The organism is Pseudomonas sp. HY13-MNA-CIBAN-0226, from assembly GCF_040310305.1.
Classification (GTDB): domain Bacteria; phylum Pseudomonadota; class Gammaproteobacteria; order Pseudomonadales; family Pseudomonadaceae; genus Aquipseudomonas; species Aquipseudomonas gregormendelii.
In genome coordinates, this window is record NZ_JBEOPS010000022.1 from 15004 (window position 1) to 30906 (window position 15903).

Consider the following 15903-nt stretch of genomic DNA (forward strand, 5'->3'; position numbering starts at 1 on the left):
GTTAAAACTGCCCCGACCATAATTAAAGAAGAGGGAAACCCCATGTTCGTGCACAAGACCGCACTGCTCAGTGCAATCACCACCGCGTTGCTGGCCAGTGCCTCCATCCAGGCCGCCGAACCGCTGAAAGCCGTGGGTGCCGGCGAAGGCCAGCTGGATATCGTGGCCTGGCCCGGCTACATCGAACGGGGCGAAAGCGACAAGGCTTATGACTGGGTGACCGGTTTCGAGAAGGAAACCGGCTGCAAGGTCAACGTGAAAACCGCCGCAACCTCCGATGAAATGGTCAGCCTGATGGCCAAGGGCGGTTACGACCTGGTGACGGCGTCGGGTGATGCGTCGCTGCGCCTGATCGTGGGCAAGCGCGTGCAGCCAATCAACACCGACCTGATCCCGAACTGGAAAAGCCTCGACCCGCGCCTCAAGGATGCGCCGTGGTACGTGGTCAACAAGCAGACCTACGGCACCCCGTATCAGTGGGGCCCGAACGTATTGATGTACAACACCAACGTATTCAAGACCGCGCCTACCAGCTGGAACGTGGTGTTCGACGCGCAAAACCTGCCGGACGGCAAGCCCAACAAGGGTCGCGTGCAGGCCTATGACGGTCCGATCTACATCGCCGATGCGGCGCTGTACCTGAAAACCGCCAAGCCGGAACTCGGCATCCAGAGCCCCTACGAACTCACCGAAACCCAGTACAAGGCAGTGCTCGATCTGCTCCGCGCCCAGCAGCCATTGATCCACCGCTACTGGCACGACACCACCGTGCAGATGAGTGACTTCAAGAACGAAGGCGTGGTCGCGTCCAGCGCCTGGCCCTATCAGGTCAACGGCTTGATGAACGAAAAACAGCCTATCGCCTCCACCATCCCGCAAGAAGGCGCCACGGGCTGGGCCGACACCACCATGTTGCACGCCGAAGCCAAGCACCCCAACTGCGCCTACAAATGGATGGACTGGTCGCTGCAACCGAAGGTCCAGGGCGATGTAGCCGCCTGGTTCGGTTCGTTGCCAGCCGTACCTGCCGCTTGCCAGGGCAGCGAGCTGCTGGGCGCCGAAGGTTGCAAGACCAACGGTTTCGACCAGTTCGAGAAGATCGCTTTCTGGAAAACCCCGCAGGCTGAAGGCGGCAAGTTCGTGCCGTACAGCCGCTGGACCCAGGATTACATCGCGATCATGGGCGGCAGATAACACTCTCTCACGATCAATAGATCGTCCGAACGCGGCCCGAGCCTGCGGCAGCTCCCACGCCGACCGCAGGCACTACAAATATGGCGTCTTCTGCAAGTCCCGTAGGAGCTGCCGCAGGCGCGAGCCGCGTTCGGACGGTTTTTTCGATAACACCACCGATTCAATTTTTATAGAAAGCGCGCCTTTTCGGAGCACCGCACCATGACGCTTGCAGTCCAGTTCACCAACGTTTCCCGTCTATTCGGCGAAGTGAAAGCCGTAGACCGGGTTTCCATCGACATCCAGGACGGCGAGTTCTTCTCCATGCTGGGCCCTTCCGGCTCGGGCAAAACCACCTGTCTGCGCCTGATCGCCGGTTTCGAACAACCGAGCGCAGGCTCCATTCGTATTCATGGCGAAGAAGCCGCCGGGCTGCCGCCGTATCAACGTGACGTCAACACCGTATTTCAGGACTACGCGCTGTTCCCCCACATGAATGTGCGAGACAACGTCGCCTACGGCCTCAAGGTCAAGGGCGTGGGCAAGGCCGAGCGCCTCAAACGTGCTGAAGAAGCCCTCGACATGGTCGCCCTCGGCGGCTATGGCGAACGCAAGCCGGTGCAACTGTCTGGCGGCCAGCGCCAGCGCGTGGCCCTGGCGCGCGCCTTGGTCAATCGACCTCGAGTGTTGCTGCTCGACGAACCCCTGGGTGCCCTCGATCTGAAGTTACGCGAGCAAATGCAAAGCGAGCTGAAGAAGCTGCAACGCCAACTCGGCATTACGTTCATCTTCGTCACCCATGACCAGACCGAAGCCCTGTCGATGTCCGACCGTGTTGCGGTGTTCAATAAAGGACGCATCGAACAGGTCGACACCCCGCGCAACCTGTACATGAAGCCGGCGACCACTTTCGTTGCCGAGTTTGTCGGCACCTCGAACGTGATTCGCGGCGATCTGGCGCAACAGTTGAGCGGCCATCCACAACCATTTTCCATTCGCCCGGAACACGTGCGTTTCGCCGAAGGGCCGCTGGCCAGCCACGAAATCGAAGTCAGTGGCCTGCTCCACGACATTCAATATCAGGGCAGCGCCACGCGTTACGAACTGAAGCTGGAAAACGGCCAGACCCTGAATATCAGCCAGGCCAACAACCAATGGCTGGACACCAGCGCCCAACACCAGACCGGCCAGCGAATCATCGCGCGCTGGGCCAGGGAAGCAATGATCCCGCTGCAAGACCATGCAGTCGGCGGGGTGTGAGATGAACACCTTGGCTATCTCCCAAACCCCGTCGGGTGGCTCGCCGTTGCGCAAGTTTGCCAACCTGCTGTACCGCCGACCCAACCTGTATCTGTCGATGTTGCTGGTGCCGCCGCTGATCTGGTTCGGCGCGATTTACCTCGGCTCGTTGCTGACCCTGCTGTGGCAAGGCTTCTACACCTTCGACGACTTCACCATGGCGGTCACCCCCGACCTGACCCTGGCGAACTTCGCTGCGCTGTTCCAGCCGTCGAACTTCGACATCATCATGCGCACCCTGGGCATGGCCATCGTGGTGTCGATTGCCAGCGCCGTCGTGGCCTTCCCGATCGCCTACTACATGGCGCGCTACACCACGGGCAAGACCAAGGCGTTTTTCTACATCGCGGTGATGATGCCGATGTGGGCCAGCTACATCGTCAAGGCCTACGCCTGGACGCTGTTGCTAGCCAAGGGCGGGGTGGCGCAATGGTTCGTCCAGCACCTGGGACTGGAGCCGGTGCTGCAGTTCGTGCTGGGTATTCCCGGCGTCGGCGGCAGCACCTTGTCGACCTCGCACCTGGGCCGCTTCATGGTGTTCGTCTACATCTGGCTGCCGTTCATGATCCTGCCGATCCAGGCGTCCCTGGAAAGGCTGCCGCCTTCGCTGCTGCAAGCCTCCGCCGACCTCGGGGCCAAGCCGCGCCAGACGTTCATGCAGGTGACTCTGCCGTTGTCGATCCCGGGCATTGCCGCCGGTTCAATCTTCACCTTCTCCCTGACCCTGGGCGACTTCATCGTGCCGCAGCTGGTGGGGCCGCCTGGTTACTTCGTCGGCAGCATGGTGTACGCCCAGCAAGGGGCGATCGGCAACATGCCGATGGCCGCCGCCTTCACCCTGGTACCGATCGTGCTGATCGCCATTTACCTGTCTATCGTCAAACGCCTGGGGGCCTTCGATGCACTCTAATTCAGACAAGCAGGGGGAGAAAGCTTCATTAGGCTTGAGAATCGCAGCCTGGGGCGGGTTGGTTTTCCTGCACTTCCCGATCCTGATCATCTTCCTCTACGCCTTCAACACCGAAGAAGCAGCGTTCAGTTTTCCGCCCAAGGGCTTCACCCTGAGGTGGATCGGCGTGGCGTTCTCGCGCCCTGACGTGCTGGAAGCGATCAAGCTGTCACTGCAGATTGCCTCAATTGCGACGTTGATTGCGATGGTGCTCGGCACCCTGGCATCTGCAGCGCTGTACCGGCGGGATTTCTTCGGCAAGCAAGGCATCTCGCTGATGCTGATCCTGCCGATCGCATTGCCGGGAATCATCACCGGGATTGCCTTGCTGGCGACGTTCAAGACGCTGGGGATCGAGCCGGGGATGTTCACCATCATCGTCGGCCACGCGACCTTCTGCGTGGTGATCGTCTACAACAACGTCATCGCCCGCTTGCGCCGTACCTCCCACAGCCTGATCGAAGCCTCGATGGACCTCGGCGCCGATGGCTGGCAAACCTTCCGCTACATCGTCCTGCCGAACCTGGGCTCGGCATTGCTGGCTGGCGGCATGCTCGCGTTTGCCCTGTCGTTCGACGAAATCATCGTGACCACCTTTACCGCCGGCCACGAACGCACCTTGCCGCTGTGGCTGCTCAACCAGCTCAGCCGCCCACGGGACGTGCCGGTGACCAACGTCGTCGCAATGCTGGTGATGATGGTGACCATGCTGCCGATCCTCGGCGCGTATTACCTGACTCGTGGCGGCGAAAGCGTGGCGGGCAGTGGCGGGAAATAATCCCAGGACTGACACAACAATCCCTTGTAGGAGCGAGCTTGCTCGCGATGAACCTGAGGGCGCCGCGTGCATTCAGGCAGCCCTCGTCATCGTTGACGTCCATCGCGAGCAAGCTCGCTCCTACAAGGGTCCGGTTTGAAAACAAGAATTGCTTCAGAGAGGACAACCCCATGCAAACCAAACTCCTGATCAACGGCCAGTTGATCACTGGCGAAGGCCCCGCCCAAGCCGTGTTCAACCCGTCACTGGGCCGAGTCCTGGTGGAGATCAACGAAGCCAGCGAAGCCCAGGTCGATGCTGCCGTGCGGGCCGCCGATGCGGCGTTCGATGGTTGGTCACAGACCCCGCCGAAAGATCGCGCCCTGCTGCTGCTGAAGCTCGCCGACGTCATCGAGGCCCACGGCGAAGAGCTGGCCAAGCTGGAATCGGACAACTGCGGCAAGCCTTACAGCGCCGCTCTGAATGACGAGATCCCGGCGATTGCCGACGTGTTCCGCTTCTTCGCCGGCGCCAGCCGCTGCATGAGCGGTTCGGCTGGCGGTGAATACCTGCCCGGCCACACCTCGATGATCCGCCGCGATCCGGTGGGCGTGATTGCCTCGATCGCGCCGTGGAACTACCCGCTGATGATGGTCGCCTGGAAAATCGCTCCGGCCCTCGCCGCCGGTAATACCGTGGTGCTCAAGCCGTCGGAACAAACCCCGCTGACCGCGTTGCGCCTGGCGGAACTGGCGTCGCAAATTTTCCCCGCCGGTGTCCTCAACCTGGTGTTCGGGCGCGGTCCAACGGTGGGTAGCCCGCTGGTAACCCACCCGAAAGTGCGCATGGTCTCGCTGACTGGTTCGATCGCCACTGGCTCGAACATCATTTCCAGCACCGCCGACAGCGTCAAGCGCATGCACATGGAACTGGGCGGCAAGGCCCCGGTGATCATCTTCGACGACGCCGACATCGACGCCGCCGTGGAGGGCATTCGCACCTTCGGTTTCTACAACGCCGGCCAGGATTGCACGGCGGCCTGCCGCATCTACGCCCAGGCCGGGATCTACGAGAAGTTCGTCGAGAAGCTCGGTGCCGCGGTCAGCAGCATCAAGTACGGCCTGCAAGACGATCCGGCCACCGAGCTCGGCCCGCTGATCACTGCGCAGCACCGCGACCGCGTGGCTGGGTTCGTCGAACGTGCCGTGGCGCAGTCGCACATCCGCCTGATCACCGGTGGCAAGGCGGTAGACGGCAACGGTTTCTTCTTCGAGCCGACGGTGCTGGCGGACGCACAGCAGGATGACGAGATCGTTCGCCGCGAGGTGTTCGGCCCGGTGGTGTCGGTGACCAGGTTTACTGACGAGGCCCAGGTGCTGGGCTGGGCCAACGACTCGGACTACGGCCTGGCGTCGTCAGTGTGGACCGCCGACGTCGGCCGCGCGCATCGGTTGTCGGCGCGCCTGCAATACGGCTGCACCTGGGTCAATACGCACTTCATGCTCGTCAGCGAAATGCCCCATGGCGGTCAGAAATTGTCCGGCTATGGCAAGGACATGTCGATGTATGGGCTGGAGGACTACACCGTGGTACGGCATGTGATGTTCAAGCACTAAAAAAGCATCGCTGGCAAGCCAGCTCCCACAAGGGTTGGGACGTACCCAACTCTGCGGTCAACCACAAATCCTGTGGGAGCTGGCTTGCCAGCGATGGCGTCACCTCGGTTTCAAGGCAGAAACCGGCAATACGCACCACCAGGCACCACCCCAAAGAAGTCAAAACAAAAACCACCGAACCGGGCGCGCTGTCACAGCCACGCCACGGCATCGGACATCCGAAATCTGCCGATTTTCCGGAGCTGACAGACCATGAGTGCATCAACCGATCTCCCCACAGCCGCCGACAGCGATGCCGAGCAGCTACGCAAGCTGGGTTATACCTCCAACTTCAACCGCAGCATGAGCCTGTGGGAAAACTTCGCCCTGGGCTTCACTTATCTATCCCCGGTCGTCGGGGTTTATACCCTGTTCGGCCTGTGCCTGGCCGCCGGCGGACCACCGATGTTCTGGGCCTATTTGCTGGTCGGTTGCGGCCAGTTGCTGGTGTGCCTGATCTTCGGTGAAGTGGTCTCGCAGTTCCCCATTTCCGGCGGCGTCTACCCATGGGCGCGTCGTCTGGTGGGCAAGCGCTGGGCGTGGATGGTCGGCTGGATCTACTCCATCGCGCTGTGCGTAACCATTGCGGCAGTGGCCGTCGGCGCCGGCCCGTACCTGGCGGCCATGCTCGGTTTCGAGCCCAGCAACAACACCAACATCATCATCGCGCTGGTGTTGACGCTGTTCGCCACCCTGGTCAACCTCAGCGGCACTAAAGTGCTGGCGCGCATCGCCATGTTCGGCTTCCTGTGTGAGCTGGCAGGCGCGGTGATCGTGGGTGTGTACCTGCTAGTGTTCGAGCGCCATCAACCGCTGAGCGTGCTGTTCAACACCTTCGACATCAGCATCAACGGCTCCTACCTGCCCGCCTTCCTCACCGCCTCGCTGGCGGGTATGTTCCTGTACTACGGCTTCGAGGCCTGCGGCGATGTCGCCGAAGAAACCCCAAACCCCAGCAAGCAGATCCCGGTGGCCATGCGCATGACCATCTACATCGGTGGCATCGCGGCAATGTTTGCCTGCCTGGCACTGATCCTCGCCGTGCCTGACATGCAAGCGGTCATCAATGGCACCGACAAGGACCCGGTCACCACCATCCTCAACAACGCCTTCGGCCCGGTGGGCTCTAAAGTGGTCATGGCCGTGGTGATGGTTTCCTTCATCTCCTGCGTCATCAGCCTGCAAGCGGCGGCGAGTCGCCTGCTGTACTCCTACGCGCGAGATGAAATGGTCATCGGCAGTTCGCTGCTGAAGAAGATCTCTCCTACGACCCAGGTGCCGGTTGCTGCGCTGTTCGTGTCCGGCGTTCTGCCCGCGCTTATCATAGTGCTGGGCTTCTTCCTGCAGGATGCGGTCGCAACGATCGTCAGCTTCGCGGCAATCGGTATTTACCTCGCCTTCCAGATGATCGTGCTGGCGGCGCTGTATGCACGCATGAAAGGCTGGAAGCCGAGTGGCAAATTCACCCTGGGCGCATGGGGCTGGGCGATCAATATCGGCGCGCTGGTCTATGGTGTCGCCGCTATCATCAACATGGCCTGGCCACGCACCCCGGATGCGGCTTGGTACGTCAACTACGCCATGGTATTGAGCACCGCCATCGTCATCGGCCTGGGCCTGCTGTACATGTGGCTCGCCAAACCTTACGACCACGGCACCGCGCCTGCGGGCGATGCCTGGAAAATCAGCCGGTAACGGCTCTCGCCCCGGCACCTGAGCGGGTGCCGGGGTGATTATCAAACCCCACAAGGATTGAACATGGATATCACCCGCCGCGACTTCCTCAACGGCGTTGCAGTCACTATCGCTGCCGGCATGACGCCACTGCAGATTCTTCAGGCTGCGCCCGATGGACGCTATTACCCACCTGCCCTCACCGGCCTGCGCGGCAGCCACGTTGGCTCCTTCGAAATTGCCCACCAGATGGGCTGGGAGAAAAAGGTCTTCGACACCGACAAGCTGCCCATCACCGAGGAATATGACCTGGTGGTTGTCGGAGGAGGCCTCAGCGGTCTGTCCGCGGCCTGGTTTTACCGTGAGAAACATCCAAAAGCACGCATCCTGATTCTGGAAAACCACGATGACTTTGGCGGTCACGCCAAGCGCAACGAGTTCTCGGCCGGCGGTCGTACAATCATCGGCTACGGCGGCAGCGAAGCCTTCCAGTCGCCCAATCATTTGTACAGCAAGGAGGTGAACGGCCTGCTGAAAAAACTGGGTGTCGACATCAAGCGCTTCGAGACCGCCTTCGACCGCCAGTTCTATCCCGACCTGGGCTTGTCCCGCGCGGTGTTCTTCGACAAGGAAAACTTCGGCGAAGACAAACTGGTCAGCGGCGACCCGACACCGATGGTGGCTGACGACATTGCCCCCGATCAGCTCCACGCCCGCTCCATCACCGACTTCATCAACGACTTCCCGCTACCGCCAGCCGATCGCCAGGCGCTGATTGCGCTGCACATGACGCCCAAGGACTATCTGGCCGGCAAGACCAACGAGGAAAAAAACTCGCACCTGGAAGCCACCAGCTACCAGGATTTCCTGCTCAAGGACGTAGGACTGTCAGCCCAGGCGGTGAAGTACTTCCAGAGTCGCACCAATGATTTCATGGCGCTGAGCATCGACGCCGTCGCCGCTTCCGACGCCTACTCGGTCGGTTTCCCAGGCTTTAGCGCGATGAATCTGGAACCCATCAGCGAAGAAGCCCGGGCGGAAATGGAAGAGCCCTACATCTACCACTTCCCCGACGGCAACGCATCGCTTGCCCGCCTGCTGGTGCGCAGTCTGATCCCGTCCGTCGCACCGGGACACACCATGGACGATGTGGTCCTCGCCCCGTTCGACTACGCCAGGCTCGATCAGCCCAAGGCCGCCGTGCGCATCCGCCTCAACAGTACGGCGGTCAGCGTACGCAACGTCGGCAATGGCGTGAACGTAGGCTACAGCCGTGGCGGTCAACTCAACCAGGTGCGCGGCAAACACTGCATCATGGCCTGCTACAACATGGTCATCCCGTACCTGTTGCGGGACCTGTCAGCCGAGCAGTCGCACGCGCTGAGCCAGAATGTGAAGTTCCCGCTGGTCTACACCAAAGTCGTGATCCGCAACTGGGAGTCGTTCCAGAAGCTGGGCGTGCACGAAATCTATGCCGCGACCCAACCCTACAGCCGCATCAAGCTCGATTACCCGGTCAGCATGGGTGGCTACGACCATCCTCGCGACCCGAAACAACCCATCGGCCTGCACATGGTCTACGTCCCCACCAGCCCCAACAGCGGCATGAACGCCCGCGACCAGGCTCGCGCCGGCCGTGGTCGGCTGTACGGCCAGTCGTTCGAACAACTCGAAGCACAACTGCGCGATCAACTGCAACGCATGCTCGGCCCTGGCGGTTTCAACCACCAGACCGACATCCTGGCGATCACGGTCAATCGCTGGTCGCACGGCTACGCCTATTTCTCCAACAGCCTGTATGACGATGCGGATGAAAGCGAAAAACTGATGAACCTGGCGCGTCAGCCAGTGGGCCGAGTCAGCATCGCCAACTCGGACGCGGCGTGGAGCGCTTATGCGCATGCGGCGATTGATGAGGCGTATCGAGCGGTGGGGGAAGTCGGTTGATTGAATGACCTGCCCGTAGAAATGCGGGCACGGTTTTGGGCAGTTCGTTGGTAAATACTGCCCCCCAGCGCCGTTACGCGCAGGAATCGAACTAGCCCTTTTTCTCACACGGCTAGGGAAGGGGGAATCAAACCAAGAGAAATCTATTCAAGCAACAGCTCTGTTTGATCGTGCTTCAGCAAGGATATGCGATAAAACAACGTGCTGTTTTCATCCCGCTTTGGGGCTCACGTCGGCACTATCAGTTCAACCGAAGGAAAATAGCTGCGGTAACGCTTGGCATCACGAGTCAGCAACGGAAGCTCTTTCACAGCGGAATGCGCACCGATGAAAAAATCCGCTAACACGTTACTTTTTCCGCCCCCTACTTTCCTATAGCGAACAAAAGCCTTTGCGGCCAAAAACAATGCGGGACGTGGGACTTCCTGCATCTCCAAACCGAGCAGAGTCACCGCATCATCCAGCGCTTCGAACGTGGTAAATGTATGGGACAGTTCGGCGTAGATTATTGGATTGATGGCCAACTCATGGATCTGGGATTGAGCGCGTAGCTGTTGTATAGACCAATCAGCCCAGACAGGGTCGTCTTCCAGGACATCAATCAACACGTTCGTGTCGACCAATATCATCAGTCCTCACCTCGCAGCAATGCCATCAACTCGTCGGTATTCCATTTGATATCGGCCTTGCCACGCGCCGCTTCAAACCGGTCCGGAATGACTGATTTGGCAGGATCAGCTTTTGGTTTGCAACTATGCAGTACCACTTCGCCTTGGGCGTTAACACTGAACTCGATGGCCGAACCAGGCAGAAGACATAGTGCGTCGCGGATGGGCTTGGGAATCGTTACCTGCCCCTTGCTCGTCATTCTCGTCGTCATATTGCGCTCCAGAAGTATTACCAGATCTCAGAAAGTAATACTTAGCTCTCGAGACTGCAACCGCCACTGATCGTAGGAAAATTCTCATCGTTCAGAGGATTCGGCCGCAACTCCCGTCGCGGCCGATCCCATTCTCATCAAAAACGCGACACGGTTCGCATCGCATCCACGAGGTAACGCATGGCGATCCTGTCGCTTTCCGACAGGTCGCGGTATTGCTCCACCAGTTTCATTTCATCCGAACTCAATCGACGCCTTCGACGACTGACATTGAAGCAAGGAAAGATTCCTAACATTTCGGTAATGCCTTGTACTTTCGCCATGGACGATGTCCTTCCATATGTAAGAGAAAACCAAAATACCCATCGCCCCTATCCAATTGTGCAGCCACCGGCCTGAAGGGCAGAAACCGGTCATGCCCATAGAATAGAAAGTTAATCAGCGCTGAAAAGCAGTTTTTAGAGTAATTAGTCGAAAACAGCAGAAATGCCCTCAAATTCAGAACGGTCTGTCAGAAAAGTTAACCGACATTTTTTGTTTCATTGCCGAACTGTCCTAATGCCATCAATCAATTTTGCTCTGCTACCGAACGGTTTAAGCTAAATGGCATCTGTTTAGAGTCCGTTGCGTTTGGCCGAAGGCATGTCCGAACCCTATTTTTGATCCAGCACGTGCCAGGAACGGCGCGGGATTGTTCACGACAGGTTTACTTATGCACCGCAGGAATTTGCTCAAAGCGTCCATGGCCATTGCGGCCTACACTGGCTTGTCCGCTACCGGACTGCTGGCATCCCGGGCTTGGGCCGCTAATGGCACAGCCGATGGCGATGCCCAGGCGTTCGACTTCGAAACACTGAAGATCCAGGCCAAGCAACTTGCCGGCAATCGCTACCAGGACACCAAGCAGGTGCTGCCGCCGACCCTGGCGACCATGACGCCGCAAAATTTCAATGCAATCCGTTACGACGCTGATCACTCGCTGTGGAATGACCTCAACGGTCAGCTCGACGTGCAGTTCTTCCACGTCGGCATGGGGTTCAAGCAGCCCGTGCGCATGTACAGCGTCGATCCCAAGACGCGTCAGGCCCGTGAAGTGCATTTCCGCCCTTCCCTGTTCAATTACGAGAAAACCACGGTCGACACCCAGCAACTCAAGGGCGACCTGGGGTTCTCTGGATTCAAGTTGTTCAAGGCACCCGAGCTGGATCGGCACGACGTGTTGTCATTCCTGGGCGCCAGTTATTTCCGTGCAGTCGACGCGACTGGCCAGTACGGCTTGTCGGCACGCGGCCTGGCGATCGACACCTACGCCAAAAAGCGTGAGGAATTCCCCGATTTCACCAAGTTCTGGTTCGAGACCCCGGACAAGAACAGCACCCGTTTTGTGGTCTACGCCCTGCTGGACTCGCCGAGCGCCACCGGTGCTTATCGGTTCGATATAGACTGCCAGGCCACTCAGGTGGTCATGGCCGTGGACGCTTACATCAACGCCCGCACCGCCATCGAACAACTGGGCATTGCGCCGATGACCAGCATGTTCAGCTGCGGCACCCATGAGCGGCGCATGTGCGACACCATTCATCCGCAGATTCACGACTCCGATCGACTGTCCATGTGGCGCGGCAATGGCGAGTGGATCTGCCGGCCACTGAACAACCCGGCGACCCTGCAATTCAACGCATTTGCCGACACCGACCCCAAGGGCTTCGGCCTGGTGCAGACCGATCACGAGTTCGCCAGTTACCAGGACACTGTCGACTGGTACAGCAAGCGTCCAAGCCTGTGGGTAGAACCTACAACCTCATGGGGCGAAGGCTCTATCGATTTGCTGGAAATTCCTACGACCGGCGAGACTCTGGATAACATTGTCGCGTTCTGGACGCCGAAGAAACCTGTGGCCGCCGGGGACTCGATGAACTACGGCTACAAGCTCTACTGGAGCGCCTTGCCACCGGTGGGCACGCCACTGGCGCGAGTCAATGCGACCCGCTCGGGCATGGGCGGCTTCACCGAGGGCTGGGCGCCGGGCGAGCATTACCCGCAAGTCTGGGCGCGACGGTTTGCCGTGGACTTCAATGGCGGCGGTCTGGATCGCCTGCCGGAGGGCACCGGGATCGAGCCGGTGGTGACGTGTTCGAATGGCGAGGTGAAGGACTTCAGCGTGCTGGTGCTGGATGACATCAAGGGTTTTCGCATTCTCTTTGACTGGTACCCGACCAACGACAGCGTAGAGCCGGTGGAGCTGCGGTTGTTCATCCGTACCAATGACCGGACCTTGAGCGAGACCTGGCTGTATCAGTACTTCCCGCCTGCGCCGGACAAGCGCAAGTACACCTGATGTAGCAAAAATCAAACGTTAAAAAGCCCCGACCCAACCGGCCGGGGCTTTTTGTTTTTACAGCCTCATTCAGTCGCGTAAATCCGACTCATGAATCGGCTGATCCCGATGCGTAGCCCGCTGATATTGCGCGGGCCAGACGGCCTTGCGACCTCCCAGGTCATCATCGGCATGCAGCGGCCAATACGGATCTCGCAACAGCTCCCGCGCCAGGAAAATGATATCCGCCTGGCACGTGCGCAGGATGTGCTCAGCTTGCGCAGGTTCGGTGATCATTCCTACAGTACCCGTTGCGATGCCTGACTCCTTGCGCACTCGCTCGGCGAAGCGGGTCTGGTAACCCGGGCCGATCGGAATTTCCGCGTTGACCGCGGTCCCTCCCGAAGACACGTCAATCAGGTCCACCCCCAGTGCCTGCAGGCGGCGCGCGAGCTCGACGGTCTCATCCGGGTTCCAGCCATCTTCCACCCAGTCGGTGGCCGACACTCGCACAAACAGCGGCAGCTCTTGCGGCCACACCGCCCTTACCGCTTCAGTCACCTGAAGCACCAGGCGAATGCGATTCTCGAACGACCCGCCATATTGATCCCGACGCTGGTTGCTCAGCGGCGACAGGAATTGATGCAGCAGGTAACCATGGGCAGCATGTACCTCCACCACTTTGAAACCGGCCACCAGGGCGCGTTTTGCCGAATCGACAAAGGCCTGGACGATGTCGGCGATGGCCCCCTCATCCAGCTGCGTGGGCTGGGTGTGTTGCGGGTCGAAGGCGATTGGCGAAGGGCCGACAGGCACCCAGCCGCCGTCGTCCGGTTTTACGCTGCCGTGCTTGCCGAGCCACGGCCGATAAGTGCTGGCCTTGCGCCCGGCGTGCGCCAGCTGAATGCCCGCCACCGCGCCCTGGGCGGCGATAAAGCGGGTAATGCGTTGCAAGGGTTCGATCTGTTCGTCATTCCACAGGCCAAGGTCTTCAGCAGTGATACGGCCATCGGCGGTGATGGCCGTGGCTTCGGTAAAAATCAGGCCAGCGCCACCCACCGCGCGGCTGCCAAGGTGAACCAGATGCCAGTCATTGGCCAGGCCATCGACGCTCGAATATTGGCACATGGGTGATACCGCGATGCGGTTGAGCAGGGTTAGCTGGCGCAGCGTGTAGGGTTCAAGCAGCAGACTCATGGGGCACCTCTCAAATCAGTGGGCAGGCTCCAGGGTTCTGTTTGAAAGTCGACGAGTGACAGTAAAGAGATGCAGCACCCGCCCCCGCGGGCAAAAAATTCGACAAGACGTCACAAGGAAAATCAAGCAGTGCTTAGAGCCTAGTCGACAACGGGGGATCGGGGAGGGTTCAGATGTAATGGGTGTCAGAAAGATCGAATCGCGAGCAGGCTCGCTCACACACTGGACATGTGGAGCTCACAAACCCCGGTTCCAGCCTGCCCATACTGGTCACTTGATGGACACAAATCCTGTGGGAGCGAGCCTGCTCGCGATGGGCTCAACGCGGTTCGATGTGGGCAATCATCAACTGCACGGTTTCGTTGCCACGGAATTCGTTGAGGTCGAGCTTGTACGCCAGCTCCACCCACTTGATGGTCGGATTGGGCCAGATGTCGCGATCGACCCCGAAGGCGATGCCATCGAGTTTCACCGAGCCGCACTCGCTCCTGAGCACCACCTTGAGGTGACGTTCACCGACCACACGCTGCTCCACCAGCTGGAACACTCCGTGAAACAGCGGCTCGGGGAAATGCTGACCCCATGGGCCGGCATGACGCAGGGCCCGGGCCAGTTCCAGGTGAAACTCCTCGACCGCCAGGGTGCCGTCCGACAGCAGGCGGCCAGTCAGGTCCTCTTCGCGCAGTTGTCGACGCACTTCAGCGTCAAACGCTTCGGCGAACAACGGGAAATTTTCCTCGGGCAGGGTCAGACCCGCCGCCATGGCATGGCCACCATACTTGCTGATCAGTGTCGGATGCTGCGCCGCCACCACGCTCAAGGCGTCACGGATGTGAAACCCCTGCACCGAGCGCCCCGAACCCTTGAGCAGGCCATCACCGGCATCGGCAAAAGCGATGGTCGGACGGAAGTAACGCTCCTTCATCCGCGACGCGAGGATGCCGATCACGCCTTGGTGCCACTCGGGATCGAACAGGCACAAACCGAACGGCATGGACTCCACCGGCAGATCCTTGAGCTGGGCCAGCGCCTCGCGCTGCATGCCCTGCTCGATGGATTTACGGTCCTGGTTCATGCCGTCGAGCTGCACGGCCATTTCCCGGGCCAGGGCCTGGCTGTCGGTCAGCAGGCACTCAATGCCCAGGCTCATGTCATCCAGTCGCCCCGCCGCGTTCAAGCGCGGGCCGACGATGAAACCGAGGTCGGTGGAGGTGATGCGGGCGTGGTCGCGCTTGGCCACTTCGAGAATCGCCTTGACCCCTGGCCGCGCGCGCCCGGCGCGAATCCGCTCAAGGCCCTGATGCACCAGGATCCGGTTATTGGCATCCAGGGGCACCACGTCGGCGACGCTGCCCAGCGCCACCAGGTCCAGCAATTCACCGATGTTCGGCTGCGGTTTGGTCGCATACCAGCCGAGGTCGCGCAACCGCGCCCGCAGGGCCATCAGCACGTAGAAAATCACCCCGACACCCGCCAGCGCCTTGCTCGGGAAAGTGCACCCTGGCTGATTCGGATTGACGATGGCATCGGCCAGCGGCAACTCATCGCCGGGCAAGTGGTGATCGGTGACCAGCACCTGCAGCCCGGCCTTTTTCGCCGCCGCGACGCCTTCAACGCTGGAGATGCCGTTGTCCACGGTGATCAGCAACTGCGGGGTCCGGGTCAACGCCACTTCGACGATTTCCGGCGTCAGGCCGTAGCCGTACTCAAAACGGTTGGGCACCAGATAGTCGACGTGGGCGGCGCCCAGCAGGCGCAGCCCCAGCACGCCTACAGTGCTGGCGGTCGCGCCATCGGCATCGAAGTCGCCAACGATCAGGATGCGCTGGCGCTGCTCCAGGGCAGTCACCAGCAACTCCACCGCTGCGTCGATGCCCTTGAGTTGCTGGAACGGGATCAGCCGCGCCAGGCTCTTGTCCAGTTCGGCCTCGGACTGCACGCCCCGTGCCGCGTACAAGCGGGTCAACAGGGGCGGGATATCACCGAGAAAAGGCAGGATGTCGGGCAGCTGGCGAGGTTCGATGCGCATGGGGTGACGGGTGCTTCTCTTGAATA

The 15903-nt window shown here is 60.2% G+C and carries 13 protein-coding genes; 8 read left to right on the forward strand and 5 right to left on the reverse strand.

Annotation, left to right across the window (positions count from 1 at the left end):
• Positions 1-42: 42 nt before the first annotated feature.
• The 7 genes from ydcS (at position 43) to AAEZ05_RS22255 (ending at position 9454) form a co-directional block, all read left to right on the forward strand.
• The gene (gene ydcS, locus AAEZ05_RS22225; RefSeq protein ID WP_045060779.1) at positions 43-1194 is read left to right on the forward strand and encodes a putative ABC transporter substrate-binding protein YdcS; all 1152 of its coding nucleotides are present in this window, start codon (positions 43-45) and stop codon (positions 1192-1194) included.
• Between the two features lie 201 nt (positions 1195-1395).
• The gene (locus AAEZ05_RS22230) at positions 1396-2433 is read left to right on the forward strand and encodes an ABC transporter ATP-binding protein (RefSeq protein WP_045060780.1); all 1038 of its coding nucleotides are present in this window, start codon (positions 1396-1398) and stop codon (positions 2431-2433) included.
• A 1-nt stretch (position 2434) separates the two neighbouring features.
• Positions 2435-3382: an ABC transporter permease gene (locus tag AAEZ05_RS22235; RefSeq protein ID WP_205894152.1), complete on the forward strand. Its 948-nt coding sequence runs from the start codon at positions 2435-2437 to the stop codon at positions 3380-3382.
• Positions 3372-4199: an ABC transporter permease gene (locus tag AAEZ05_RS22240; RefSeq protein WP_045060782.1), complete on the forward strand. Its 828-nt coding sequence runs from the start codon at positions 3372-3374 to the stop codon at positions 4197-4199. Before AAEZ05_RS22235 ends, AAEZ05_RS22240 begins: the two co-directional genes overlap by 11 nt.
• Positions 4200-4369: 170 nt before the next feature.
• Positions 4370-5794: a gamma-aminobutyraldehyde dehydrogenase gene (locus AAEZ05_RS22245; RefSeq protein ID WP_122841731.1), complete on the forward strand. Its 1425-nt coding sequence runs from the start codon at positions 4370-4372 to the stop codon at positions 5792-5794.
• Positions 5795-6046: 252 nt separating this feature from the next.
• On the forward strand, positions 6047-7528 hold the full coding sequence (locus AAEZ05_RS22250) for an APC family permease (protein ID WP_045061015.1): 1482 nt from the start codon (positions 6047-6049) through the stop codon (positions 7526-7528).
• Between the two features lie 63 nt (positions 7529-7591).
• Positions 7592-9454, forward strand: coding sequence for an NAD(P)-binding protein (locus tag AAEZ05_RS22255; RefSeq protein ID WP_350648919.1), 1863 nt, complete (start codon positions 7592-7594; stop codon positions 9452-9454).
• Between the two features lie 227 nt (positions 9455-9681).
• Here AAEZ05_RS22255 and AAEZ05_RS22260 read toward each other — a convergent pair whose 3' ends face one another.
• From AAEZ05_RS22260 to AAEZ05_RS22270, 3 genes are all read right to left on the reverse strand, one after another.
• Positions 9682-10083, reverse strand: coding sequence for a type II toxin-antitoxin system VapC family toxin (locus AAEZ05_RS22260; RefSeq protein ID WP_045061014.1), 402 nt, complete (start codon positions 10081-10083; stop codon positions 9682-9684).
• Positions 10083-10334, reverse strand: coding sequence for an AbrB/MazE/SpoVT family DNA-binding domain-containing protein (locus tag AAEZ05_RS22265; protein WP_045061013.1), 252 nt, complete (start codon positions 10332-10334; stop codon positions 10083-10085). The genes AAEZ05_RS22260 and AAEZ05_RS22265 overlap by 1 nt, the downstream gene beginning before the upstream one ends.
• 137 nt (positions 10335-10471) lie before the next feature.
• Positions 10472-10657, reverse strand: coding sequence for a hypothetical protein (locus AAEZ05_RS22270; RefSeq protein WP_045061012.1), 186 nt, complete (start codon positions 10655-10657; stop codon positions 10472-10474).
• A gap of 389 nt (positions 10658-11046) precedes the next feature.
• Here AAEZ05_RS22270 and AAEZ05_RS22275 point away from each other — a divergent pair, with 389 nt between their 5' ends.
• Positions 11047-12672: a glucan biosynthesis protein D gene (locus AAEZ05_RS22275; RefSeq protein ID WP_205893964.1), complete on the forward strand. Its 1626-nt coding sequence runs from the start codon at positions 11047-11049 to the stop codon at positions 12670-12672.
• Positions 12673-12741: 69 nt separating this feature from the next.
• Here AAEZ05_RS22275 and AAEZ05_RS22280 read toward each other — a convergent pair whose 3' ends face one another.
• Positions 12742-13848 (reverse strand): NADH:flavin oxidoreductase/NADH oxidase, encoded by a 1107-nt coding sequence (locus tag AAEZ05_RS22280; protein ID WP_045059136.1) that lies wholly within the window; start codon positions 13846-13848, stop codon positions 12742-12744.
• Between the two features lie 319 nt (positions 13849-14167).
• Positions 14168-15877 (reverse strand): single-stranded-DNA-specific exonuclease RecJ, encoded by a 1710-nt coding sequence (gene recJ / locus AAEZ05_RS22285; RefSeq protein WP_045059137.1) that lies wholly within the window; start codon positions 15875-15877, stop codon positions 14168-14170.
• Positions 15878-15903: the final 26 nt, after the last annotated feature.